Origin of the sequence: Klebsiella sp. C239 (genome assembly GCF_048822715.1) — a bacterium.
GTDB classification, from domain to species: Bacteria; Pseudomonadota; Gammaproteobacteria; order Enterobacterales; family Enterobacteriaceae; genus Klebsiella; species Klebsiella quasipneumoniae.
The window spans coordinates 24820-50775 of record NZ_JBMEZK010000011.1; the positions used below are offsets into that span (position 1 = coordinate 24820).

Consider the following 25956-nt stretch of genomic DNA (forward strand, 5'->3'; position numbering starts at 1 on the left):
AGGCTGCTGTTTTGCCCTGCGCGGCCGATGGCGTTGCCGGGGCTGCAGGCGGTGACGGGGAAGAAATGATAAGTATGTTGTAACTAAAGCGCCTGTTTTTTTTGACCTTACTGGCCGTCGAGGCCGCGAATAGGTTTGATGGTCGCCCATGAGCGGCAGGACGGACAATGCCAGTAGAGAGTATGAGCGGTAAAGCCGCATTTCTGACAACGGTAGCGCGGTTTGCTGCGCACCTGTTCGCCGACCATGTTTCGCAGCACCCCAAGGCTTTCTTTCGCCCGCCCTTCTTCCGCTTCGTTGAGATGGTAGTCCATCAGCTTATGGAAAACGCGCATGGTCGGGTGGCGCTCAAGCTGCCGGGTCACGTAGTTTTGCGCCGCTTCGACCCCTTCCCGCTGCTCAAGGATCTGCGCCAGCATCAGTTCGGCGGTCGCCCCGGCGTTCTCCTCCACACAGCGGCGCAGGAAAACTTCCCATTCATCGGCTTTGCCGAGCTGCTGGTAGCAGGTCTGCAGCATCTCCAGCGTCTCACCCACCAGCTCTTTATCCTGATCGATAACCCGCTCGAGGCTCTCCACCGCTTTGGCGTAGTCGCCCTTCTCCATCCACACCCGGCCCATCATGATCGAAACCCGGGCGCTGTTGCGGTCCGCGGCAGCGCCTTTCTTCAACAGCGCCATCGCCTTATCCAGATCGTTGGCCGCCATCTGCTGCAGGGCCAGTTCGCACCAAAAGTTGGCGATTTCGCCACGATGCTTCTCTTTCCCCAGCTTCACCAGCCTTTCAGCCACCTCGATAGCCGACTGCCAGTCGCTGGTCGCCTGGTAGATCTGCAGCAGCTGCTGCAGCGCGCCGAGGCGAAAATCGGTCTCATCCACCAGCTGTTTGAACATATCTTCCGCGCGGTCATACAGCCCGGCGGCCATATAGTCGCGCCCCAGCTGTTGCACCGCCAGCAGGCGCTGGTCGTAGGTGAGCGACGCGCTTTCCATCAGACTCTGGTGAATACGGATCGCGCGGTCGACCTCGCCGCGCGAGCGGAACAGGTTGCCGAGGGTCAGGTGGGCCTCAACGGTGCCGGTATCCTCTTTCAGCATATCAAGGAACAGATCGACGGCTTTATCCTGCTGGTTGCTAAGCAGAAAGTTTACCCCCGCCACGTAATCCCGTGACAGGCGGCTCGCGTCGTCCTGTTTGGACTGTTGTGCACTTCTGCGCCCCATGTACCAGCCGTAGGCGGCGGCAACGGGTAAAAGCAGAAACAACAACTCCAGCATAAGAGGTTATTCCTTCACCGCAGGCACGCCTGCCTCGACAGCCGCCGGGCTGACAGGAGCAATCTGGTGCTCAAGGCGCTTAATTTTCCGCTCCGCGCGCGCCAGCGAGACGCGCACCCGCAGCCAGAACAGGCCGCAGATCAGCCAGCCGATGGCAAAGCCCGCAGCGAACAGCACCGCCAGCAGCGTCGAAATGCGGAATTCACCCTGAGCGAGCAAATAGTTGAAAGTGACCTGTTGGTCATTCTGCGCCCCCAGCGTCACTGAAATGACGAAGATTGCTAACACCAGTAAGAAAATGAGTAAATATTTCACATGACTTCCCGTTCTGTGGGTTGCGCGTAAAAAGCCCGCTTTCAGCCCTATAAAGTATCATTTTCGCCGCAGCGGTGGAACGAAAAAGCACGGCAACTCGACAGGATATGCGGTCGGATGCCGCTAAAATCAACATTATTCCGCTTCAGGCATCCGTTTTTTAATATCCTGCGCCTCTTCCCCCGGCGGCGAAAGCGGCCCGCAAAGACGCTGCGTCAGCCAGCAGGCCACCGTGACCAGCAGCCAGGAGATCAGCGTAGCGACGATGAGATCCAGCGGCCAGTGCATACCGAGCGCCAGGCGACTCCCCATCACCGCCGTCGCCCACGCCAGCAGCACCGCGATCGTGCCCCAGCGCCGACGCGGCCACAGCAGCCCGGCAGCGAGCAGCGCCCAGCTGGCGGCGAACATCGTATGGCCTGACGGGAATGCAAACCCGGTCTCTTTCTGCCAGTGTTTGCGTAAAAACGGCGGGATGTCCTGCGCCTGCGCCAGCTGCTCATGCACCAGTTTAGCGCGTTCTTTGCGCTTTAACGCGTAGAATTGCGTCACCGGCACCTGCCTGGTGTTTTCCAGCCAGATGACAAACGGTCTCGGCTCCTGAACCCGCGCCTTGACCCAGGATTTGGTCCCCTGTCCCACCAGGATGGCGGCGGCAAGAATGAGGAACAGGATCAGCGCCGCGCGCAGGCGAAAGCGCAGGCACCAGAGAAACCAGGCGCACAGCACAACATGGGTGATAATTCCCCACGGCTGGGTCACCGTTTCCGTCACCCACCAGAGGCTTTTCAGCCATACCACCGGCAGTCCTGGCTGCCACAGCCAACCAGACAGCCAGACCGTGAGGGGCATGACCAGCAGCAGCGCCGCCGCGAGAGCGGTTCGTCGGGCAATCAACAGCATTTTCTCTCCTTCTCCTTGTAGATGAACATCATAGCGGAAAGTAGATCGTTTGTGCGCTTTCCGCGCGGCTAACCGTTCGTGATTAGGAGAACGTCCCGGCGTTGTGGCAAAATAGCGGTAAACAGAAAGCACATTCAGGTGCTGACAGAATCTGGAGAATCACATGCAGCTTAAACGTGTGGCAGAAGCCAAACTGCCAACCCCCTGGGGCGATTTCCTGATGGTGGGTTTTGAAGAACTGGCAACCGGACAGGATCATGTCGCGCTGGTATACGGCGATATTTCAGGGCAGTCGCCGGTGCTCGCCCGCGTCCATTCAGAATGTCTGACGGGCGATGCCCTGTTTAGCCTGCGCTGTGATTGCGGCTTTCAGCTGGAGGCGGCCCTGTCGCATATCGCCGAAGAAGGCCGGGGGATCCTGCTCTATCATCGTCAGGAAGGTCGCAACATTGGTTTATTGAATAAGATCCGCGCCTACGCGCTGCAGGATCAGGGTTATGACACTGTCGAAGCGAACCATCAGCTAGGCTTCGCCGCCGATGAACGCGACTTCACCCTGTGCGCCGATATGTTCAAGCTGCTCAACGTTGAGCAAGTGCGGTTATTAACCAACAACCCGAAAAAAGTGGAAATCCTCAGCGAAGCCGGGATTAACATTGTGGAGCGCGTTCCGCTGATCGTCGGGCGCAACCCGAAAAACGCCCACTATCTGGACACCAAAGCCGCCAAGATGGGCCATCTGCTGAACAGCAAGCCGGCGGAATAATACCGGCGGCAGCGTTAAGAGAGGGCCAGCGATGCTGGCCCTTCGTTTTACAGCATATTGCGGATGACGTAGTGCAAAATGCCGTCGTTGCGGTAGTAGGTGAGTTCGGTCGCCGTGTCGATACGACACCGGCAGGCGATCACCTCCTGCGAACCGTCAGCGCGGGTGAGGGTCACTGGCACCGTGGCGCCGGGCTGCAGTGACTGCAGGTTACTGACATCAATCCGCTCTTCGCCGGTCAACTGTAGCGTTTTACGGGTGACGCCCTGCGGGAACTCCAGCGGCAGAATCCCCATCCCGATCAGGTTGGAGCGGTGGATACGTTCGAAGGACTCAGCGATCACCACCCGGATCCCCAGCAGGCGCGGCCCCTTCGCCGCCCAGTCGCGACTGGAACCTGAGCCATACTCCTTACCAGCAATCACCGCCAGCGGTATGCCCTCAGCTTTATATAGCATCGCTGCATCGTAGATCGCCACCGGTTCGCGGTCCGGCAGATGGCGGGTCATGCCCCCTTCCACCCCCGGCACCATTTCGTTGCGGATGCGGATATTGGCGAAGGTGCCGCGCATCATCACCTCATGGTTACCGCGACGGGAGCCGTAGGAGTTAAAGTCGCGCCGGGCAACCCCATGCTCCTGCAGATAGCGGCCTGCCGGACTATCGGCTTTGATGCTTCCCGCCGGCGAAATGTGGTCAGTGGTCACTGAATCGCCCAGCATGGCGAGGATCCGCGCGCCGTGAATATCCTCCACCGGCAGCGGCTCGATGCCCATCTCGTCAAAGAACGGCGACAGGCGAATATAGGTCGAATCTTCCTGCCAGTCGTAGGTATCTGACGCCTCCACCTTGATCGCCTTCCACTCCTCTGTCCCGGAAAACACTTCCGCGTACTCTTTGCGGAACATCTCCGTGGAGACCTGTTCCACCGCGCGGGCAATCTCCTCCCCGCTCGGCCAGATATCTCTCAGATAGACCGGCTCGCCGTCGCTGCCCTGCCCCAGCGGCTCGCGGGTAAGATCGATGTTCATGTTCCCGGCCAGCGCGTAAGCGACCACCAGCGGCGGCGAGGCCAGCCAGTTGGTTTTCACCAGCGGGTGGATACGCCCTTCGAAGTTACGGTTACCGGAGAGCACCGCCCCGACGGTGAGGTCGCCTTTTTTGATTGCTTCTTCAATAGGTTCCGGCAGCGGGCCGGAGTTACCGATACAGGTGGTACAGCCATACCCCACCAGATTGAAGCCGAGCTGGTCGAGGTAAGGCGTCAGGCCGGCATGGGCCAGATAATCCGACACCACTTTCGAGCCCGGGGCCAGAGAAGCTTTCACCCACGGCTGCGGCTGCAGTCCGCGTTCGACGGCTTTTTTCGCCAGCAGGCCGGCGGCCATCAGCACGCTGGGGTTGGAGGTGTTGGTACAGGACGTGATCGCCGCAATGGCCACAGCGCCATCCGGCAGCGAATAGTGATGCCCGTTCAGCGTATACGCCACCGGCTGGCGCTGACGCTGAAGGTGGTTAACCTCCAGCTCGCCGCTGGCGGCAAAGGCTTTCGGCACATCGCCGAGCGCCACGCGATCCTGCGGCCGCTTCGGCCCGGCGAGGCTTGCTTCAACGCTGCCCATATCCAGCGCCAGGGTACTGGTAAAGACCGGCTCATCGCCCGGCTGGCGCCACATGCCCTGCGCTTTGGCATAGGCTTCCACCAGCGCCACCTGTTCTTCGCTACGTCCGCTGAGGCGCATATAGCTGAGCGTCACGTCATCGATCGGGAAGAAACCGCAGGTGGCGCCATACTCTGGCGCCATATTGGCGATGGTGGCGCGGTCGGCCAGGGGCAAGGTATCCAGACCGTCACCGTAGAACTCAACAAATTTTCCGACCACGCCGTGCTGGCGCAGCATCTGGGTGACCGTCAGGACCAGGTCAGTAGCGGTAATGCCTTCGCGCAATTTGCCGCTGAGCTTAAAGCCTACCACATCGGGGATCAGCATCGACACCGGCTGGCCAAGCATGGCGGCTTCCGCTTCAATCCCGCCCACGCCCCAGCCCAGCACGCCGAGCCCGTTAATCATGGTGGTATGGGAGTCGGTGCCCACCAGGGTATCCGGCCACGCCATCCACTTCCCGTTCACCTCTTCGCTCCACACCGCCCGTCCGAGATATTCCAGGTTGACCTGGTGGCAAATCCCGGTGCCCGGCGGCACCACGCTGAAGCGGCTGAAGGCCTGCTGCCCCCAGCGCAGAAAAGCGTAGCGTTCGTGGTTACGTTCCATTTCCAGGCGGACGTTGTCTTCAAAGGCTTCGTCATCGCCGAAGCGGTCGACCGTCACCGAGTGGTCGATCACCAGGTCGACCGGCGACAGCGGGTTCACCTTCGCGGTATCGCCGCCCAGGCGTTTCACCGCCTCGCGCATGGCGGCCAGATCCACCACCGCCGGTACGCCGGTAAAGTCCTGCATCAGGACGCGGGCCGGACGATAAGCAATCTCCCTGTCGGCATGGGCCTGCTGCAGCCAACCGGCAAGGGCGCGAATATCTTCTTCAGTCACCGAGTCACCGTCCTGCCAGCGCAACAGGTTCTCCATCAGCACCTTCAGCGACTTGGGCAGTCGACTGAGATCGCCCAGCTGCTTCTCCGCCAGCGGCAGACTGTAGTAATGCCAGGTTTTCGCGTTAACCTGCAGCGTATCCTTACTGGCTTCTCGTAGGGTTGACGACATAGCTCCTCCTTTATCTCAGGGATGGCATACCCCGATTCTCCTCAGGGTCTCCATTAAAGATAACACATGCTGGGCATAACACTTTGATAACAACCCAAATTGCTAAATCTGATGTGACGGAGAGGGGTTAAAAGGGAATTATCTACGCGCAGAGGAAATAGCACCAAAATAGTGCAGAGAGGTCTTTTAAGCGATATTGTATTAGTACACGAGGACAAAAAAAGAGCTAATCATTACCTGCTGGCCGATTAGCTCTTGTGATTGATTTCAGGTTGGATGAATCCCGCGGCAAAATATATTCTCCCTGTATTGCCGGTCACTGATTTTATATTACAGTTTCCTTTCACTGTCATAAAAATGACATGTATCTACAACGATGACCTACAGCTTTAGCTGACAATCCAGATGTTGCAGATGGTGAGCGCGATGATGCTCCAGAACATCGCCAGCCCTACCAACACTACGCCCCATACGCGACTACGCAGAACGGGATCGATTTCGGTTTTGTCATTTTCGTATGACATCGCCAGTTTCATGTAATCGATATTACTTATCATATTGTCACCACCAATTGCTCAAATCATCAGGTACAGATAAATCTTAATTATGGATAAACGATTAATCCAGTGAATTTAGGCCTGATGGAATATATTTGACCGGTTATTTGATCGCGGCGGGCATTATGAAAAACGTGTTATCAGAAATTCTTAATTTTGTGATTGGTTCGAGGTTTAAGTTGTTAAATAAGGGCCATGATAGTTAATGGCACTCCTTACACGGAATGCCATTAATTTTAACGGGGTTATTTTTCCGGAAGTTTTATATCTTTAAACATCGCTTCAATATCTTCATTCGACCGTAGCGCCACTGCGGTATCCACGACATCCCGGGTCAGATGGGGTGCAAAACGTTGAATAAAATCATACATGTAGCTTCGTAAGAAGGTGCTACGGCGGAAACCTATTTTAGTGGTGCTGTGGCTGAAAATACCGTTGGCATCCAGCTTCACCAGGTCCGGATCGGAGACCGGATCTACCGCCATGCTGGCAATCACCCCAACCCCCAGCCCCAGGCGAACATAGGTTTTAATGACGTCGGCATCGGTAGCGGTAAAGACAATGCGCGGCGTCAGGCCCGCACGGTTAAACGCGGTGTCCAGTTCGGAGCGGCCGGTGAAGCCAAAGGTATAGGTCACCAGCGGGTACTGCGCCAGCTCTTCGATTGATACCGAGCCCCTGGAGGCCAGAGGATGCTCCGGCGTCACCACGATCGACCGGTTCCAGTGATAGCATGGCAGCATCACCAGGTCGTCATACAGATGCAGCGCTTCGGTAGCAATGGCGAAGTCGGCGTTGCCTTTCGACACGGCTTCGGCGATCTGGGTTGGCGAACCCTGATGCATATGGAGCGACACCCGCGGATAGCGTTCAATAAAGCCCTTGATCACCCCGGGCAACGCATAGCGCGCCTGGGTATGGGTGGTCGCCACGTACAGCGACCCTTTGTCCGGCCAGGTATGCTCCCCGGCGACAGATTTGATGGCATCGACTTTCGACAACACCTCGCGGGCAATACGGATGATCTCCTGCCCGGCAGGCGTCACCTGAGTCAAATGCTTGCCGCTGCGGGCAAAGATTTGGATGCCCAGCTCATCTTCCAGCATACGCACCTGCTTACTGATGCCTGGCTGAGAGGTATAAAGCCCTTCGGCGGTGGATGAAACATTCAGGTTATGGTTAACCACCTCAACGATGTAGCGAAGCTGTTGTAGTTTCATGCTGATATCCGTTTGCGCGTAAAATGAAGCCGCTTAATACACTTTACGTTCAGGCAACTTGTCGCCGGTGAAGGCCAGGCCTCCCGGCAGTTGACCATAGTGGCGCCGCAACGCATCCTGAAAGCGATGATGTATAAGACGTTTTAATAATAAAAAAGGCATTAACTATAACCACTATATCATTTATATCAACACTGTATAGACGGTAACGAAAAATAATATAGGTGGTTATAAGAGGGTGAAAAGCGCGGAGAGAAAGGAAAACGACACGGCAGAGGCATCCATGGCCCCTGCCGGCCGCCAGAGCAGGAAAAGCGCCCTTTTCCTGCCTGATAATGGTCAGTTACTTTTTAGCTTCCGTCCATTTACCGTCGATAAAGAAGGCAGACCAGCCGGTCGCTTTGCCCTCTTTTTCGGACGCTACGTACTGTTGCTTCGTTTTACGGCTAAAGCGCACCAGCGTCTTATTGCCTTCCGGATCCTGCTGCGGCGCATCGGCGAGATAACGCAGTTTTTCCGGCAGACGATCGCGGAAGCGGTACAGCTCTTCCACCAGCGGCGCGCGCGTTTCCCGTGATTTCGGGAAGGTGTTGGCCGCCAGGAAGACGCCCGCGGCCCCGTCACGCAGTACGAAATAGGCGTCAGACTTCTCGCACGGCAGCTCCGGCAGCGGCACCGGATCTTCCTTCGGCGGCGCCACTTCCCCATTGCGCAGGATCTTACGCGTATTCTTACACTCGTCGTTGGTACAAGCCATGTACTTCCCAAAACGCCCCATCTTCAGGTGCATCTCGGAGCCGCACTTCTCGCACTCCACTACCGGACCGTCATAGCCCTTGATGCGGAACTCGCCCTCTTCAATCTCATAGCCATCGCAGGTCGGGTTGTTACCGCAGACGTGCAGTTTACGCTTGGGATCGATAAGGTAGCTGTCCATCGCCGTACCGCACTTCTGGCAGCGGCGTTTGGCGCGCAGCGCGTTAGTTTCGGCGTCATCGCCTTCCAGCACGTTGAGGACTTCGTTTTCCGGCACCAGGTTAATGGTGGTTTTGCAGCGCTCTTTCGGCGACAGGGCATAGCCCGAACAGCCGAGGAAAACGCCAGTGCTGGCGGTACGGATACCCATTTTACGGCCGCAGGTCGGGCAGTCGATGCTGGTAAGCACCATCGGGTTCGGCTGCATGCCGCCCTCTTCCGGATCTTTCTCCGCCGTCTCCAGCTGGGTGGTAAAATCGCCGAAGAAGTGGTTCAGTACCTCTTTCCACTCGGCCTGGTGGTTAGCCACCTGATCGAGACGATCTTCCATCTGCGCGGTGAAGTCGTAGTTCATCAGATCGCGGAAGTTCTCTTCCAGTCGGTCGGTGACGATCTCGCCCATTTTCTCCGCGTAGAAACGACGGTTTTCCACTCGCACGTAACCACGATCCTGAATGGTGGAGATAATCGAGGCATAGGTCGACGGACGGCCGATGCCGCGTTTTTCCAGCTCTTTAACCAGCGAGGCTTCGCTGAAGCGCGCCGGCGGCTTGGTAAAGTGCTGCGCAGGCGTCAGCTCGACCAGGCTCAGTTGGTCGCCCTGTTTGACCAGCGGCAGGGTCCGGTCTTCATCGCCCTTGCGCAGGGCCGGCATCACTTTGGTCCAGCCGTCGAAGCGTAAGGTACGACCGCGCGCTTTCAGTTTGAAATCGCCCGCCGCCACGGTCAGCGTCGTGGAGTCGTACTGCGCCGGCGTCATCTGACAGGCGACAAACTGGCGCCAGATCAGCTGATACAGTTTCTGCGCATCCGCTTCCATATCTTTCAGCGTTTCCGCCAGCACGTTCACATCAGACGGACGAATCGCTTCGTGCGCTTCTTGTGAATTTTCTTTGCTGGCGTACTGATTCGCGCTTTCCGGCAAATATTTTTTACCAAACTTATCGCTGATATAACCGCGAACCATGTTCAGCGCGTCCTGACTCAGGTTGGTGGAGTCGGTACGCATATAGGTGATGTGCCCCGCCTCATAGAGACGTTGAGCCATCATCATGGTCTTTTTCACGCCGAAGCCGAGACGGGTGCTGGCCGCCTGCTGCAGGGTGGAGGTGATGAACGGTGCGCCCGGCTTACTGCTGGTCGGCTTGTCTTCCCGCTCCAGTACGCTGTAGCTGGCTTTTTCCAGCAGCGATACCGCCGCCATCGTCTCATCACGGCTGACCGGACGGAATGGCTTATCATCCTTATGGGTCACCTGCAGCGGCAGCGCGTCGCCGCCCGGCGTGGTGGTACTGGCATCAACTTCCCAGTACTCTTCCGGGACGAACGCTTTGATTTCACGCTCACGCTCCACCACCAGGCGGACCGCGACGGACTGCACGCGCCCGGCAGAAAGACCACGGGCGATTTTTTTCCACAGCAGCGGCGAAACCATATAACCCACCACGCGGTCCATAAAGCGACGCGCCTGCTGGGCGTTAACCCGATCGATATTCAGCTCGCCCGGCTTTTCGAAAGCCTGACGAATGGCGTTTTTGGTGATCTCATTGAACACCACGCGGCTGTAACGCTGCTCATCGCCGCCGATGACTTCCCGCAGGTGCCAGGCAATGGCTTCCCCTTCGCGGTCAAGGTCGGTTGCGAGATAGATGTGGTCAGCTTTTTCCGCCAACTGTTTGAGTTCGGAAACTACCTTTTCTTTACCCGGAAGTACTTCATAATGCGCATTCCAGTCATGCCATGGGTCCACGCCCATGCGGTTAACCAGAGCACCACGTTCGTCCTTTTTAGGCTTTTTAGCCCCTTTGGTGGCGGTAGAGTCGGTGCTCTTTTTGGAAGCTGATCCACTGGTCGGCAAATCGCGGATATGACCGACGCTGGATTTCACCACGTAGTCATTACCCAGATACTTATTGATCGTTTTGGCTTTTGCCGGGGACTCAACGATAACGAGAGCTTTACCCATATTCACCTTTACCTAATTTGATTCATCCAGGAATACATCGCACATTCATACACCCTCCACTGGCGACTGCCTCATATGTTGCGGCACCGTCGGTGAATATCAACCCAGAACACCTGTTTCAACTCCGTAAAACCAGGCGCTTGAGTTTACTGACCTTTTTTCGTCAGGTGACATAGCACGAAGAATTTTTGGCCGAATGTCAAGCAAATCTGTTGCCAGATCGCCGAAAGCGTCACACTGTACCTGATAAAATTCGTTACGCAACTTTATTAGCATGCAAAAGCGAATCACGCCAGTAAACGGCTGTTTCTCCACTGGTTACGATTACCCCTGTTTTGTCCATGGAAAATTTGCCCCGCGCCGCCGCGCGGCGTAAACTACGCCCGGAGAAAAAGAGGAGTCCGTTATGCAAGGTACAACCCAACCAATCGATCGCCAGACGCTGCTCGAAAAAGCCAACAAACTTATTCGCGAACATGAGGATACGTTAGCCGGTATCGAAGCCACCGACGTCGTTCAGCGCAACAATGTCCTGGTGTTTAGCGGTGAGTTTTATCTTGATGAGCAGGGTCTGCCGACGCCAAAGAGTACAGCGGTATTTAATATGTTTAAGTACCTCGCCCATGAGCTGTCGGACAAATATCACCTTGTCGATTAAGACCGGCGTAGATTAAGACCGCTCTAAACGAGAACGCGAGGCAGAGCCTCGCGTTTTATCATCTACATCAGCGGCTTCTGTCCGCGCTGCCACCAGCGCAGCAGCAGTCGATCGGCACTCTCCGCCGCGCTACTGGTGAAGCGATCGAGCATTTTCTTACGCTGTTGATAACGCACCCCGATCACCTCGTGGCTTTCCATTAATCCCAGCAGCAGCTCATCGCTGGTTTCAACCGCATCCACCAGCCCTTTTTCCAGCGCCTGTACCCCGTACCAGTGCTCGCCAGTGGCCACCTGCTCAATATCAAGGCCCGGGCGCATCCGATGGACGAAATCCTTGAACAAATGGTGCGTCTCATTGAGATCCTCGCGGAACTTGCGCCGTCCTTCTTCAGTGTTTTCACCCAGCATAGTGAGCGTTCGTTTGTACTGTCCGGCGGTGTGCAGTTCGATATCAATATCTTTGTTCTTCAGGAAACGGTGCAGGTTTGGGATCTGCGCCACCACGCCAATAGAGCCGAGGATCGCAAACGGCGCCGAGACAATTTTGTTCGCCACGCAGGCCATCATATAGCCGCCGCTGGCCGCCACTTTATCGACCGCCACCGTCAGCGGGATCTGTTTGTCACGCAAGCGCTGCAGCTGAGAGGCAGCCAGCCCGTAGCCGTGCACCACCCCGCCGGGGCTTTCCAGACGAATCACCACCTGATCGCGCGCTTTCGCCGCGGCCAGCACCGCGGTGATCTCTTCGCGCAGGCTGGTGACCTCATGGGCATCCATACTGCCTTTGAAATCCAGCACCCAGGCGCGCGGCTTGCCTTCCGGCTCCACGTTACCCAGCTTCGCCCGCGCTTTCGCCGCCTTCGCCTCTTGCTTTTGCTTTTTCTTCTGCGACTTATGCCACTGCTTCTGCTGCGGGCCATCCAGCAGGGCCACCGCTAGCGACTCCTTCATCTCTTTATAATGCTCGCTAAGATTCGTCACCCGCAGCTCGCCGCGCTGCTTCTTGCGCTGGGCCAGGTTGACGATAATAGCGGCAATCACCGCGATAGCGACGACAACGGTCGCGATCTTGGCTAAAAACAAGCCATATTGAGCAAGTAATTCCACGTTTTCACCTTGTGTAAAGCACTGACGTTGCTGCACAGTGTACATCAGCCCCTGGCGAGAAGTCTTTGTGCTTTGTGTCGTCTGCGCAGCGGATTCCGTTTTTTTTCAGCGAGGCTGAAATCGTTGCAAGATATTAATTTTGTGAATACTTTCCGCTTCGCCGATTGCAATGGCGGGCGCTTTCAGGCATAACAGCGCAAAAGTGAGATACCAAAGATGAAGCGCGATCGAGAGCCGATCGCCAAAGGAGTCGCCGTGCATTATCAACCGCAACGCCACTTGCTGAAAGATCGCATCATTCTGGTCACCGGGGCCAGCGACGGAATTGGCCGTGAAGCGGCCCTGACCTACGCCCGCTACAGCGCCAGCGTGATTCTGCTTGGCCGCAACGACGAAAAACTGCGCGCCGTCGCCCAGGAGATTGAACGCGAGGGAGGTATTTCCCCCCGCTGGTTTACTCTCGACCTGCTAACCTGCACGCCGCAGGCGTGTCAGCAGCTGGCGCAGCAGATCAGCATGCACTATCCCCGCCTTGACGGCGTGCTGCACAATGCTGGCCTGCTCGGCGATATCTGCCCGATGGATGAGCAGAAACCGGAGGTCTGGCAGCAGGTGATGCAGGTGAACGTCAATGGCACCTTTATGCTGACCCAGGCGCTTCTTCCTTTATTACTCCGTTCTGAATCAGGTTCGCTGGTCTTTACCTCATCCAGCGTCGGTCGTCAGGGTCGCGCCAACTGGGGCGCCTATGCCGTCTCCAAATTCGCCACCGAAGGGATGATGCAGGTGCTGGCCGACGAGTACCAAAGCCGCCACCTGCGCGTGAACTGCATCAACCCTGGCGGCACCCGCACCGGCATGCGCGCCAGCGCATTCCCGACGGAAGATCCGCTGAAACTGAAAACCCCCGCTGACATTATGCCCGTCTATCTGTGGCTGATGGGCGACGACAGTCGTCGCAAGACGGGAATGACCTTCGACGCCCAACCGGGGCGTAAACCAGGAATTGCCCAATGAGTGATGAACGCTACCGCGAACGCCAGCAGCGGCTGAAAGATAAAGTTGACGCCCGGGTGGCGGCGGCCCAGGACGAACGCGGCATTGTGATGGTCTTTACCGGCAACGGCAAAGGCAAAACCACCGCCGCCTTTGGCACCGCGACCCGCGCCGTCGGCCACGGCAAAAAAGTCGGCGTGATCCAGTTTATCAAGGGGACCTGGCCTAACGGCGAGCGTAATCTGCTGGAGCCACACGGCGTCGAATTCCAGGTAATGGCGACAGGCTTTACCTGGAACACCCAGGACCGCGACAGCGATACCGCTGCCTGTCTGGCGGTCTGGGAGCATGCCCGCCGTATGCTTGCCGACGACCAGCTCGATCTGGTGCTGCTGGACGAACTGACCTACATGGTGGCCTACGATTACCTGCCGCTGGAGGCGGTGCTGAGCGCCCTACGTGAGCGTCCTGCCCACCAGTCGGTGATCATCACCGGTCGCGGCTGTCATCGCGATATTATTGAACTGGCGGATACCGTCAGCGAGCTGCGCCCGGTGAAACATGCCTTTGATGCCGGCATTAAAGCACAGATGGGGATTGACTACTGAGGGCCGGATACGGCGAAAGGAAGTCCGCGTTCCGGCGCAAAACCACCGGAACGCGCAACATTAACCGTTGGTCTTATTGCGGGTACTGGAACGGCGGTTGCTGTTATTACCCTGGCGCGGGTTAGCGCTGCTCTGGCTGTGGCGCTTCACCGCCCGGCGGATCTGATTGGCTTTCAACCGGCGACGATCTTTTTCAACGGCGACCTTAGAGCTGGTTTCCGGAGTGAGTTCCACCAGCTCGCGCAGGTAGTTGGTCTGCGCCAGGTCCAGCTCGGTATAGCCGCCGCGCGGCAGGCCTTTCGGCAGCAAAATATCGCCATAGCGCACGCGGATCAGGCGGCTGACCTGCACGCCGACCGCTTCCCACAGGCGACGCACTTCGCGGTTACGCCCTTCGGTCAGGGTGACGTTGTACCACTGGTTAATCCCTTCACCGCCGGTGAATTTAATGGTTTTAAACGCTGCCGGACCATCCTCTAGCTGCACGCCGCGAGACAGTTGACGCAGCTTATCTTCATCCACCTGGCCGAAAACGCGAACGGCGTACTCACGCTCGACTTCACGGCTCGGGTGCATCAGACGGTTTGCCAGTTCGCCGTCGGTGGTGAACAGCAGCAGGCCGCAGGTGTTGACGTCCAGACGACCAACGGCAATCCAGCGCGCGCCGCGCAGTTTAGGCAGACGATCGAACACCGTCGGGCGCCCTTCCGGATCGTTACGGGTGCACAGTTCGCCTTCCGGCTTGTAGTAAGCCAGCACGCGGCAGATCTGCTCAGCGGACTCTTTCACCGAGATCAGATGACCATCGATACGAATTTTTAAACCGGGGACGATTTCCACACGGTCGCCGAGGGTGGCGATTTTGCCATCGACGCTGACGCGGCCAGCTTCGATTTTCGCTTCAATTTCACGGCGGGAGCCGTGGCCGGCGCGGGCCAGCACTTTTTGCAGTTTCTCGCTCATTGAGCTTCCTTAAGGTGTCGCCTTCCCAGGCGTCTGGTATGCTTTATGAAACAATGAGGCCTTTATCAACAACTCATTGTTAAGTATATACTTTTTACGTAAAGTCTCGCTGGCATGCGCAAAACATTCACCGCGAGCCCGTAATCGTGGCCGAACATACTACACTAACTTCGTCGGGAAAGCTTCTGTTCGCCACATTGCGCCTTGAGTATGGAACAGATTTTGCGCGGACGCTTAAATTTGCGAGCAGCCTGAACCTGAAAAGACCTGGTGGGTCATTGATTATCAATCCGGGAAAGGAAATTTACAGATAACCCGCCTCCAGCGTGGATATAGCAAGAGGTGGAATGCAGAAGCCATCCTCTGGATTTGATGGATAATTATTTTTTTAACGCCCCCATGACCAGGCGAAATAATTCCGGCGGATTATTGGTCGCGTCTAAAGCGCCATGCTGTTTTGCTTGTTCCTTATGCTGAGCAGTATTGGAGCTCGCATAGATAATGTATGGAATGTCTTTGCCCTTTCTTCTTAGCTCATCCAGGAGAGTATATCCCGCACGATCATCCCCAGGCCTCTTCATATCGGAAATAATCACATCAAACGACTGATTTTTTAGTCTTTCGAGAGCCTCGTCGGTAGATACTACATTAACAAACCTTATGCCCAGAGCTTCCATGGACTGACGTTCAAAGCGATTACCATTGGGTCTGTCATCAACCCATAAGATGACGGCATCACCCGCTCTTCGCAATACTCTCGGCGTTACAGCCTGAGTCACTACGTTGACGTCATCCAGAACGCTTTGCTCTACATTACCCTCGCCTTTAGCAATGGTACCTTTGCTGGCCAATGCAGCGGCAAGATTGGCACTAGACTCAGCCCCTTTATTGAAGGTCTCGACTTCAAAGCCGGGACCTTTAATGGAAAGGCGGCTGAGGTTTTCAAGAAACCGGTTGATTGCAGTTCCAAATCGACATAGAAAAAACAGAACAATAGCGGGCCAAATAACAACATTGATTAACGATATCAGCTCATGAAGCATAACCAGGTTCTCCCATGAGACTTTCAGGAGCCAGACAGGCTCCTGACCTTCGAGCGTTGCTTCAGCCCACTTTTCGTCAGATTACAGAAACGGCCTCACGTCGCCGACGCCTTCGCGCAGCACCACCGGAGCGTCTTCAGTGAGATCGATAACCGTGGTCGGCTGCTGTCCAAGGAAGCCGCCGTGGATAATGAGGTCCACGACTTTCTCCAGACGATCTTTGATCTCTTCCGGGTCGGATTCGGTAAAGTCGCTGCCGGGCAGCATCAGCGAGGTGGAGAGCATCGGTTCGCCTAAGGTCTCAAGCAACGCCTGAGCGATAGGGTTGGACGGGACGCGCATACCAATGGTTTTACGCTTCTCCTGCAGCAGCCGGCGCGGCACCTCTTTCGTTCCTTTGAGGATAAAAGTGTAGTTGCCCGGCGTATTGTTTTTCATCAGGCGAAACGCCACGTTGTCCACAAAGGCGTAGGTTGACAGTTCGGACAGGTCGCGGCACATCAGGGTGAAGTTGTGTCCGTCCGGCAGCTGACGGATGCGGCAGATCCGCTCCATCGCGCCCTTGTCTTCAATTTTGCAGCCCAGCGCGTAGCCGGAGTCAGTAGGATAAACGATCACCCCGCCCTTACGCACAATCTCCACCGCCTGGTTAATCAACCGCGCCTGCGGGTTATCCGGATGGATATAAAAAAACTGGCTCATACTTCCCTCTCAATTTTTATTCGGCGGCCGCTTCCCAGCTGTGCCAGACGCCTTCGACGCCGGCAGGGAGCCAGAGCTTACGGCCAAGCTCGATCCACGCGCAGGGCTGATGGAAATCGGATCCCTGCGACGCCAGAAGACCAAACTGCACGGCCAGGGCGGCCAGTTGAGCGCGTTCGTGGGGCGCCTGCTGGCACTGGGCCACTTCCATGGCATCACCGCCCTGCTCGCTAAAGTGGGCCAACAGCCGCTTCAGCCACTTGGCGGAAAGATCGTAACGTCCGGGATGGGCTATCACCGCCTTGCCGCCAGAATGATGAATGACATCAATTGCTTGTTTTATTGTACACCACTGCGGCGGCACGTAACCGGTTTTCCCACGGGCAAGGTATTTTTTGAAGACCTCCGCCATGTTCTTCGCGTGGCCGGCCTCCACCAGAAAACGGGCAAAATGGCCGCGGGTGACGGCGCCACCGTCCGCCAGCCGCAGCGCCCCTTCCCAGGCGCCGGGGATGCGCGCCTTCTCCAGACGCTCGGCAATCATCTGGCCGCGCTGCTGGCGCCGCGCTTTCTGCTCCTCCAGCAGGGCGGTCATCGCCGGGTGCGCAATATCAATATTGAGACCCACAATATGAATCTCGTGATTCTCCCAGAGGGTGGAAATCTCGACGCCGTTCACCAGGGTCAAGGGTAATCCGGCGCGGGCAATCTCTTCCCGGGCCGCCGGGATAGCCGCCACGCTGTCATGGTCGGTGATCGCCAGCGTGCCAACGCGCATCTCATGGGCGCGATGGACCAGTTCCTGCGGAGTCAGCCGCCCGTCAGAGGCGGTGGTATGGCTGTGCAGATCGTAAATCACTGCGTATTGGCTATCGCTCAAAAGGACTCCTGCTGGACATCAACGTAAATAAGCGCATTATCATACCGACAGGCAGAGAAAATCTGCAAACAAGGGTTGACTTTATTCCATCGAACTAGTTAACTAGTACGCAAGTTCACATGAAGGGGTATCACGATGAAAATGCACTTTATCACTCTGCACAGCTGGTGGCGCACCTCCTGATAACGGGCGGCGTGATCGCGTTTTGCATTCAGCATACAGATACCCGGCCCGCCAATGAGCGGGCTTTTTATTGGACAAAAATAATACGAACAGGCGAGAACAATAATGCAAACATCCAAACCGGCACTCGAGCTTCTCACCAGCGACGCCATCTACCGGGAGAACCCGACGGCGTTATTCCACCAACTGTGCGGCGCCCGTCCGGCCACCCTGCTGCTGGAATCGGCTGACATCGACAGCAAAGATGACTTAAAAAGCCTGCTGCTGGTCGACAGCGCGCTGCGCATCACTGCCCTCGGTGACACTGTCACCATTCAGGCCCTCTCCGCCAACGGCGCCGCGCTGCTGGAGCTGCTGGACGGCGCGCTGCCCTCCGGGATCGCCAATCAGCGCCAGCCCAATGGCCGCATTCTGACCTTCCCGGCGGTCAGCTCCCTGCTCGATGAAGACGCCCGCCTCTGCTCGCTGTCAGTGTTTGACGCCTTCCGTCTCCTGCAGGAGCTGGTGACCGTCCCGGCCAACGAGCGTGAAGCGATGTTCTTCGGCGGCCTGTTCGCCTATGACCTGGTGGCCGGCTTTGAAGATCTGCCGCCGCTGCAGAGCGACACCGCCTGCCCGGACTACTGTTTCTATCTGGCGGAGACCCTGCTGGTCATCGACCATCAGACCAAGCATACCCGCATTCAGGCGAGCCTGTTCACGCCGCTGGAGAGTGAAAAACAGCGCCTGGAGCAGCGCCTGAGCCAGCTGCGCCAGCAGCTGAACGAGCCGCCGCTGCCGCTGCCGGTCACCACCGTGGCCGAAATGCGCTGCGACGTTGACCAGAGCGATGAAGAGTACGGCGCGGTGGTGCGCAAAATGCAGCGCGCGATCCGCGCCGGGGAAATCTTCCAGGTGGTCCCTTCCCGCCGCTTCTCGCTGCCCTGCCCGTCGCCGCTGGCCGCCTATGATGTGCTGAAGAAGAGTAACCCCAGCCCGTATATGTTCTTTATGCAGGACAACGATTTCACCCTGTTCGGCGCCTCGCCGGAGAGCTCGCTGAAGTACGATGCCGTCAGCCGTCAGATTGAGATCTACCCCATCGCCGGCACCCGGCCGCGCGGCCGCCGCGCCGACGGTTCGCTGGATCGCGATCTCGACAGCCGTATCGAACTGGAAATGCGCACCGATCACAAAGAGCTTTCCGAGCACCTGATGCTGGTGGACCTGGCGCGCAACGATCTGGCCCGCATCTGCACCCCGGGCAGCCGCTATGTCGCCGATTTAACCAAGGTTGACCGTTACTCCTTTGTCATGCATCTGGTCTCCCGGGTGGTGGGTGAACTGCGTCAGGATCTTGATGTGCTGCACGCCTACCGCGCATGCATGAACATGGGCACTCTCAGCGGCGCGCCGAAGGTTCGCGCCATGCAGCTGATTGCCGCCGCCGAAGGTAAACGACGCGGCAGCTACGGCGGCGCGGTGGGCTATTTCACCGCCCACGGCGACCTCGACACCTGCATCGTCATCCGTTCCGCCTACGTACAGGAGGGTATCGCTACCGTCCAGGCCGGAGCCGGCATTGTGCTCGACTCGGTTCCCCAGTCGGAAGCGGATGAGACCCGAAATAAAGCCCGCGCGGTGCTGCGCGCCATTGCCCAGGCCCATCACGCGAAGGAGATTTTCTGATGGCTGACATTCTGCTGCTCGATAATATCGATTCTTTCACCTATAACCTGGCAGACCAGCTGCGCGCCAACGGCCATAACGTGGTGATTTACCGTAACTCCGTTCCGGCGCAGGCGCTGATTGAACGTCTGGGCACCATGGACAACCCGGTGCTGATGCTCTCCCCTGGCCCGGGTACGCCAAGCGAAGCCGGCTGCATGCCGGAATTGCTGACCCGCATGCGGGGCAAGCTGCCGATCATCGGCATCTGCCTCGGCCACCAGGCCATTGTCGAAGCCTACGGCGGCTATGTCGGCCAGGCGGGCGAGATCCTCCATGGCAAAGCCTCCAGCATTGAGCACGACGGCCAGGCGATGTTTGCCGGTCTGGCTAACCCGCTGCCGGTGGCGCGCTACCACTCGCTGGTCGGCAGCAATATTCCCGCCGGGCTGACGATTAACGCCAATTTCAACGGCATGGTGATGGCGGTGCGTCACGATGCGGACCGGGTGTGCGGCTTTCAGTTCCACCCGGAATCCATCCTCACCACCCAGGGCGCGCGACTGCTGGAGCAGACTCTGGCCTGGGCGCTGCAGAAGCTGGAGCATACCAATACCCTCCAGCCGATCCTGGAGAAACTGTACCAGGCGGAAACCCTGAGTCAGCAGGAGAGCCACCAGCTGTTCTCCGCCGTGGTGCGCGGCGAAGTGAAGCCTGAACAGCTGGCCGCCGCGCTGGTCAGCATGAAAGTGCGCGGCGAGCAGCCGCAGGAAATTGCCGGCGCCGCCACCGCGCTACTGGAAAACGCCGCGCCGTTCCCGCGTCCGGACTACCTGTTTGCCGACATCGTCGGCACCGGTGGCGACGGCAGCAACAGCATTAATATCTCCACCGCCAGCGCGTTTGTCGCCGCCGCCTGTGGATTGAAAGTGGCGAAGCACGGCAACCGCAGCGTCTCCAGTAAATCAGGCTCTTCCGACCTGCTGGCGGCCTTCGGCATTAATCTCGATATGAACGCCGATAAATCCCGCGCGGCGCTCGATGAGCTGGGCGTCTGCTTCCTGTTCGCGCCCAAGTATCACACCGGTTTCCGCCACGCGATGCCGGTCCGTCAGCAGTTGAAGACCCGTACCCTGTTTAATGTGCTGGGACCGCTGATCAACCCGGCGCATCCGCCGCTGGCGCTGATTGGCGTCTACAGCCCGGAGCTGGTGTTGCCGATTGCGGAAACCCTGCGCGTACTCGGTTATCAGCGCGCGGCCGTGGTGCACAGCGGCGGGATGGATGAAGTCTCGCTGCATGCGCCCACGGTGGTCGCCGAGCTGCATGCCGGAGAAATCAAAAGCTATCAGTTGACCGCCGACGACTTCGGCCTGACGCCTTACCATCAGGCGCAGCTGGCGGGCGGTACGCCGGAAGAAAACCGTGACATTCTGACGCGCTTGCTACAAGGTAAAGGTGAAGCCGCTCACGAAGCCGCCGTCGCCGCCAACGTCGCCATGTTGATGCGTTTACACGGGCATGAAGATCTGAAAGCTAACGCTCAGCAGGTACTGGATGTGCTGCACAGCGGCGCGGCCTATGACAGAGTGACCGCCTTAGCGGCAAGAGGGTAAAGAATGCAGACCGTTTTAGCAAAAATCGTTGCCGACAAAGCGATTTGGGTGGAAGCCCGCAAACAACAACAACCGTTAGCCAGTTTTCAGAATGAGGTCGTCCCGACGCAGCGCAATTTCTATGACGCGCTGGCCGGCACCCGCACCGCGTTTATTCTCGAGTGCAAAAAGGCCTCGCCGTCGAAGGGGTTGATTCGCGAAGATTTCGATCCGGCGGCGATCGCCAGCATCTACAAACACTACGCCTCGGCGATCTCGGTGCTGTGTGATGAGAAATATTTCCAGGGCAGCTTCGATTTTCTGCCGATCGTCAGCAAGGTCGCGCCGCAGCCGATCCTGTGTAAGGACTTCACCATCGACCCTTACCAGATCTACCTGGCGCGCTACTATCAGGCCGACGCCTGCCTGCTGATGCTCTCGGTGCTCGACGATGAACAATATCGTCAGCTCTCCGCGGTGGCTCACAGCCTGAATATGGGCGTGCTGACCGAAGTCAGCAATGAAGAGGAGCTGGAGCGCGCCATCGCTCTGAAGGCGAAGGTGGTGGGCATTAACAACCGCGACCTGCGCGATATGTCGATTGACCTTAACCGCACCCGTCAGCTGGCGGCGCGTCTCGGCCCGGATGTCACGGTGATCAGCGAATCCGGCATCCATACCTATGCCGAAGTGCGTGAGCTGAGCCACTTCGCCAACGGCTTCCTGATCGGCTCCGCCCTGATGGAGCAGGCGGATCTGGAAGCGGCGGTCAAACGCGTGCTGCTCGGCGAGAACAAAGTGTGCGGCCTGACGCGCCCACAGGATGCCCAGGTGGCCTGGGAGTCCGGCGCCATTTACGGCGGCCTGATCTTCGTCCCGACCTCGCCGCGGGCGGTAAATGACGCCCAGGCCAAAGCGGTGATCGCCGCCGCGCCGCTGCAGTACGTCGGCGTCTTCCGCAATGCGCCGCTGGACGAGGTGGTCGCCCGCGCCCAGGCCCTGGGGCTGGCCGCCGTGCAGCTGCACGGTGATGAAGACCAGGCCTATATCGACGCGCTGCGCGACGCCCTCGCGGATAACGTCCGCATCTGGAAAGCGTTGAGCGTTGGTGAAACGTTGCCGGCCCGTACACTCCGCCATGTCGATAAGTATCTGCTCGACAACGGCCAGGGCGGCAGCGGCCAGCGTTTTGACTGGAGCCTGCTGCAGGGCCAGGATCTGCGCAACGTTATGCTGGCCGGCGGCCTCGGCGCCGATAACTGTGTGGAAGCGGCCAAAAGCGGCTGTGCCGGACTCGATTTCAATTCAGGCGTAGAGTCGCAACCCGGGATTAAAGACGCCAGCAAGCTGGCCTCCGTTTTCCAGACGCTGCGCGCATATTAAGGAGTAATAATGAGCACTTTACTGAACCCCTACTTCGGCGAATTCGGCGGCATGTATGTGCCGCAGATCCTGATGCCCGCCCTGCGCCAGCTGGAAGAAGCCTTTGTCAGCGCGCAGAAGGACCCGGCCTTTCAGGCGGAATTCACCGACCTGCTGAAAAACTACGCCGGTCGTCCGACGGCCCTGACCAAATGCCGGAACCTGACCGAAGGGACCCGCACCACCCTGTACCTGAAACGCGAAGATCTGCTGCACGGCGGCGCGCACAAAACCAACCAGGTACTGGGCCAGGCTCTGCTGGCCAAACGGATGGGCAAAACCGAAATTATCGCCGAGACCGGCGCCGGCCAGCACGGCGTCGCCTCAGCGCTGGCCAGCGCCCTGCTCGGCCTGAAATGCCGTATCTACATGGGCGCTAAGGACGTCGAGCGCCAGTCGCCGAACGTCTTCCGTATGCGCCTGATGGGCGCCGAAGTGATCCCGGTGCACAGCGGTTCCGCCACGCTGAAAGATGCCTGTAACGAGGCGCTGCGCGACTGGTCCGGCAGCTACGAGAAGGCGCACTATATGCTGGGCACCGCCGCCGGTCCGCACCCGTTCCCAACCATCGTGCGTGAATTCCAGCGCATGATTGGCGAAGAGACCAAAGCGCAGATCCTCGAAAAAGAGGGACGCCTGCCGGACGCGGTGATCGCCTGCGTCGGCGGCGGGTCAAACGCCATCGGCATGTTCGCTGATTTTATCGAGGAAACCCACGTCGGCCTGATCGGCGTAGAGCCTGCCGGGCACGGTATCGAAAGCGGGGAGCACGGCGCGCCGCTGAAGCATGGTCGCGTTGGGATCTACTTCGGCATGAAGTCGCCGATGATGCAAACCGCCGACGGCCAGATCGAGGAATCTTACTCCATTTCCGCCGGGCTGGACTTCCCGTCCGTTGGGCCGCAGCACGCGTTTCTGAACAGCACCGGGCGCGCCGACTATGTGTCGATCACCGACGACGAAGCGCTGGACGCGTTCAAAGCGCTCTCCCGCCACGAAGGGATCATCCCGGCGCTGGAGTCCTCGCACGCCCTGGCCCACGCGCTGAAGATGATGCGCGAAAACCCGGAAAAAGAGCAGCTGCTGGTGGTTAACCTCTCCGGCCGCGGCGATAAAGACATTTTCACCGTACACGACATCCTGAAAGCGCGAGGGGAAATCTGATGGAACGCTATGAGACGCTGTTTGCCCAACTAAAAAACCGCCAGGAAGGCGCCTTCGTCCCCTTTGTGACCCTTGGCGATCCGGGACCGGAGCAGTCGCTGAAAATTATCGATGCGCTGATCGAAGGCGGCGCCGATGCCCTTGAGCTGGGGATCCCCTTCTCCGACCCGCTGGCGGACGGCCCGACCATCCAGGGCGCGGCCCTGCGCGCCTTCGCCGCGGGGGTGACCCCGGCGCAGTGCTTTGAGATGCTGGCGGCGATCCGCCAGAAGCATCCGACGATCCCAATCGGCCTGCTGATGTACGCCAACCTCGTCTTCAGCCCGGGTATCGATGAGTTCTATGCCCAGTGCGCCCGCGTCGGCGTCGACTCGGTGCTGGTCGCCGACGTGCCGGTGGAAGAGTCCGCCCCGTTCCGCCAGGCGGCGATGCGCCATAACATCGCGCCGATTTTCATCTGCCCGCCCAATGCGGATGACGATTTACTGCGCCAGATTGCCTCATATGGCCGCGGCTACACCTATCTGCTGTCGCGCGCCGGGGTGACGGGTGCGGAAAATCGCGCTGCGCTGCCGCTGCACCATCTGGTGGAGAAGCTGGCGGAATATCACGCCGCGCCGCCGCTGCAGGGCTTTGGCATCTCCGCGCCGGAGCAGGTGAGCGCCGCCATTGACGCCGGCGCCGCCGGGGCGATCTCCGGTTCCGCCATCGTCAAAATCATCGAACGCCATCTTGATGAGCCGCAGGCCATGCTCGAGGAGCTGAAAGCCTTCGTCCAGAGCCTGAAGGCGGCGACCAAAACCGCCTGACCGTCAGCCGCCTGGCCTTGCGCCGGGCGGCGATTTCCTCGCGTTCTCTCCCCCTCCACGTCATCTTGCACGCCTGCACATCAGACTGAACGATGATCGACACCTTGACGCCAGGCGATGCGCTTTAACGTGGAAATTGATGGCGGGCGGATACCGAAGATTTGCACCATGTTGAAAGTAAAAATATCGCCCTCCCTGGTACAGGAGAGCGATAGGTCAGGCAATCAATATTGCCCGAATATCATTGACGTTGGTTAACGTTGGGCCGGTCATTACCAGGTCATCGAGCGCATGAAAATAGCTATAGCTATCGTGTGCATCAAGATAACTAGCCGCATTTAGACCACCCATTTTGCCGCGTGTTAGCGTGTCCGGGAATACCAGCGCACCTGCTGCATCTTCCGTTCCGTCGATACCATCACTGTCGCCGGCGATTGCCCATATACCGCTTTCTCCCTGCAACGCACAGGCCAGACTGAGCGCAAATTCAGTATTACGACCACCCTTCCCGTGCTGACCCTGACTTACCGTCACGGTGGTTTCGCCACCCGACAACAGCACTGCCGGACCGGAAACCGGATGACCATATTGCTTCACGGATTTAGCAATCCCGGCCATAACAATGGCCACTTCACGACTTTCGCCTTCTAACGCATCGCCGAGAATAAGCGGCGTCAGTCCGTGTCTGCACGCAGCCAGCGCGGCAGCCTGCAAAGCCCGCTGCGGCGTGGCAATGAGTTTTACTTCGCTGTTCGCTGTGCTTTCAACCGGGCCTGCCGGCTGGCTTAGCAGTTTATGAACAGGTTCCGGGGTATGAATACCGTAGCGCTGAAGTACCCGAAGCGCATCAAGCGGCGTACTGTCATCGGCGACAGTAGGACCTGATGCCACATCTGCCGGGTTATCCCCCGGCACATCGCTGATAATCAGTGACACAATACGGGCCGGTTGCGCCATTCTTGCCAGCTTGCCGCCTTTCACCGCGGAGAGATGACGACGTACCAGATTCATCTCTTTGATATTGGCACCGCTGTGGAGTAGCGCGCGGGTAATGGCCTGCTTATCTTTCAATGTTAATCCTGGTGCGGGCAGCGCCATCAACGCCGACCCGCCACCGGAAATGAGCGCCAGCACCAGGTCATCAGAGGTCAATCCGCGCAGCGCTTCCACAATCAGCATGGCGGCAACTTCGCTCATCGAATCCGATACCGGATGAGCAGCCTCGATAATCCGGATGCGACCAGCAGGCACCGCGTAACCGTAACGCGTCACCACCACGCCAGACACATCCACATCCGGCCAGGCTGCATCCACAGCCGCTGCCATTGCCGCCGAGGCTTTACCGGCACCGATTACCACGCAGCGGCCACGCGGTTTTTCCGGCAGGTTAGACAGAATCGCAGGCCCGGCTCGGGCGCTGTCGACAGCATGCTGAAAAATATCCTGCAGGATCTCTGTAGGCTGTTCATTTATCATGG

22 protein-coding genes and 1 other annotated feature are annotated in these 25956 nt (G+C 58.2%); of the genes, 9 read left to right on the plus strand and 13 right to left on the minus strand.

Features of this window, described 5'->3' with window-relative positions:
* Positions 1-107 precede the first annotated feature (107 nt).
* The 3 genes from lapB to pgpB form a co-directional block, all read right to left on the minus strand.
* Positions 108-1277 carry a lipopolysaccharide assembly protein LapB gene (lapB, locus tag ACOI6Z_RS23080; RefSeq protein WP_004203879.1) on the minus strand — a complete coding sequence of 390 codons (1170 nt, stop codon included), beginning with the start codon at positions 1275-1277 and terminating at the stop codon, positions 108-110.
* Positions 1278-1283: 6 nt separating this feature from the next.
* Positions 1284-1592: a LapA family protein gene (locus ACOI6Z_RS23085; protein WP_023289338.1), complete on the minus strand. Its 309-nt coding sequence runs from the start codon at positions 1590-1592 to the stop codon at positions 1284-1286.
* 135 nt (positions 1593-1727) lie between these two features.
* Positions 1728-2495: a phosphatidylglycerophosphatase B gene (gene pgpB, locus ACOI6Z_RS23090; protein WP_060591020.1), complete on the minus strand. Its 768-nt coding sequence runs from the start codon at positions 2493-2495 to the stop codon at positions 1728-1730.
* Between the two features lie 163 nt (positions 2496-2658).
* Between pgpB and ribA the strand changes: the two genes are divergently transcribed.
* Positions 2659-3261, plus strand: coding sequence for a GTP cyclohydrolase II (gene ribA / locus ACOI6Z_RS23095; protein ID WP_023289336.1), 603 nt, complete (start codon positions 2659-2661; stop codon positions 3259-3261).
* A gap of 47 nt (positions 3262-3308) precedes the next feature.
* Here ribA and acnA read toward each other — a convergent pair whose 3' ends face one another.
* The 4 genes from acnA to topA form a co-directional block, all read right to left on the minus strand.
* Entirely contained in the window at positions 3309-5981 is a 2673-nt protein-coding gene (gene acnA, locus ACOI6Z_RS23100; RefSeq protein WP_023289335.1) for an aconitate hydratase AcnA, read from the minus strand.
* 389 nt (positions 5982-6370) lie between these two features.
* Positions 6371-6538, minus strand: coding sequence for a YmiA family putative membrane protein (locus ACOI6Z_RS23105; protein ID WP_002901776.1), 168 nt, complete (start codon positions 6536-6538; stop codon positions 6371-6373).
* Positions 6539-6783: 245 nt separating this feature from the next.
* Positions 6784-7758 (minus strand): HTH-type transcriptional regulator CysB, encoded by a 975-nt coding sequence (cysB, locus tag ACOI6Z_RS23110; protein WP_004203875.1) that lies wholly within the window; start codon positions 7756-7758, stop codon positions 6784-6786.
* Positions 7759-8101: 343 nt separating this feature from the next.
* On the minus strand, positions 8102-10699 hold the full coding sequence (gene topA, locus ACOI6Z_RS23115; RefSeq protein ID WP_023289334.1) for a type I DNA topoisomerase: 2598 nt from the start codon (positions 10697-10699) through the stop codon (positions 8102-8104).
* Between the two features lie 406 nt (positions 10700-11105).
* Between topA and ACOI6Z_RS23120 the strand changes: the two genes are divergently transcribed.
* Positions 11106-11357, plus strand: a complete 252-nt coding sequence (locus ACOI6Z_RS23120) for a YciN family protein (RefSeq protein WP_002901761.1) — start codon at positions 11106-11108, stop codon at positions 11355-11357.
* A 62-nt stretch (positions 11358-11419) separates the two neighbouring features.
* On the opposite strand, the gene sohB is transcribed toward ACOI6Z_RS23120, so the two are convergent.
* On the minus strand, positions 11420-12466 hold the full coding sequence (gene sohB, locus ACOI6Z_RS23125; RefSeq protein WP_032452540.1) for a protease SohB: 1047 nt from the start codon (positions 12464-12466) through the stop codon (positions 11420-11422).
* Positions 12467-12721: 255 nt separating this feature from the next.
* On the opposite strand from sohB, the gene ACOI6Z_RS23130 reads away from it, so the two are divergent.
* Positions 12722-13483, plus strand: a complete 762-nt coding sequence (locus ACOI6Z_RS23130; RefSeq protein ID WP_032452539.1) for a YciK family oxidoreductase — start codon at positions 12722-12724, stop codon at positions 13481-13483.
* Complete coding sequence (gene cobO / locus ACOI6Z_RS23135) at positions 13480-14070, plus strand: cob(I)yrinic acid a,c-diamide adenosyltransferase (protein WP_023289331.1); 591 nt, start codon at positions 13480-13482, stop codon at positions 14068-14070. The genes ACOI6Z_RS23130 and cobO overlap by 4 nt, the downstream gene beginning before the upstream one ends.
* A gap of 60 nt (positions 14071-14130) precedes the next feature.
* Here the strand turns inward: cobO and rluB are convergent, their stop codons facing one another.
* The 4 genes from rluB to rnm form a co-directional block, all read right to left on the minus strand.
* Complete coding sequence (gene rluB, locus ACOI6Z_RS23140) at positions 14131-15033, minus strand: 23S rRNA pseudouridine(2605) synthase RluB (RefSeq protein WP_023289330.1); 903 nt, start codon at positions 15031-15033, stop codon at positions 14131-14133.
* 380 nt (positions 15034-15413) lie between these two features.
* On the minus strand, positions 15414-16076 hold the full coding sequence (locus ACOI6Z_RS23145; protein ID WP_065812737.1) for a response regulator: 663 nt from the start codon (positions 16074-16076) through the stop codon (positions 15414-15416).
* A gap of 81 nt (positions 16077-16157) precedes the next feature.
* The gene (locus ACOI6Z_RS23150; RefSeq protein ID WP_023289328.1) at positions 16158-16778 is read right to left on the minus strand and encodes an L-threonylcarbamoyladenylate synthase; all 621 of its coding nucleotides are present in this window, start codon (positions 16776-16778) and stop codon (positions 16158-16160) included.
* A gap of 16 nt (positions 16779-16794) precedes the next feature.
* Positions 16795-17658 (minus strand): RNase RNM, encoded by an 864-nt coding sequence (gene rnm, locus ACOI6Z_RS23155; protein ID WP_023289327.1) that lies wholly within the window; start codon positions 17656-17658, stop codon positions 16795-16797.
* A gap of 159 nt (positions 17659-17817) precedes the next feature.
* Positions 17818-17913 (plus strand) — a sequence feature (Trp leader region).
* A 33-nt stretch (positions 17914-17946) separates the two neighbouring features.
* On the opposite strand from rnm, the gene ACOI6Z_RS23160 reads away from it, so the two are divergent.
* Genes ACOI6Z_RS23160 through trpA form a run of 5 tightly spaced genes read left to right on the plus strand, consistent with a single transcriptional unit; the run spans position 17947 to position 24478 of the window.
* Entirely contained in the window at positions 17947-19509 is a 1563-nt protein-coding gene (locus tag ACOI6Z_RS23160) for an anthranilate synthase component 1 (protein ID WP_023289326.1), read from the plus strand.
* Positions 19509-21104, plus strand: a complete 1596-nt coding sequence (gene trpD / locus ACOI6Z_RS23165) for a bifunctional anthranilate synthase glutamate amidotransferase component TrpG/anthranilate phosphoribosyltransferase TrpD (protein ID WP_023289325.1) — start codon at positions 19509-19511, stop codon at positions 21102-21104. Before ACOI6Z_RS23160 ends, trpD begins: the two co-directional genes overlap by 1 nt.
* Positions 21105-21107: 3 nt before the next feature.
* Positions 21108-22466: a bifunctional indole-3-glycerol-phosphate synthase TrpC/phosphoribosylanthranilate isomerase TrpF gene (gene trpCF, locus ACOI6Z_RS23170; RefSeq protein ID WP_023289324.1), complete on the plus strand. Its 1359-nt coding sequence runs from the start codon at positions 21108-21110 to the stop codon at positions 22464-22466.
* Between the two features lie 9 nt (positions 22467-22475).
* Positions 22476-23669 carry a tryptophan synthase subunit beta gene (trpB, locus tag ACOI6Z_RS23175; RefSeq protein WP_032452535.1) on the plus strand — a complete coding sequence of 398 codons (1194 nt, stop codon included), beginning with the start codon at positions 22476-22478 and terminating at the stop codon, positions 23667-23669.
* On the plus strand, positions 23669-24478 hold the full coding sequence (gene trpA / locus ACOI6Z_RS23180; protein ID WP_065812736.1) for a tryptophan synthase subunit alpha: 810 nt from the start codon (positions 23669-23671) through the stop codon (positions 24476-24478). The genes trpB and trpA overlap by 1 nt, the downstream gene beginning before the upstream one ends.
* Positions 24479-24694: 216 nt before the next feature.
* Here trpA and ACOI6Z_RS23185 read toward each other — a convergent pair whose 3' ends face one another.
* Positions 24695-25954, minus strand: a complete 1260-nt coding sequence (locus ACOI6Z_RS23185; protein WP_065812735.1) for a glycerate kinase type-2 family protein — start codon at positions 25952-25954, stop codon at positions 24695-24697.
* Positions 25955-25956 lie beyond the last annotated feature (2 nt).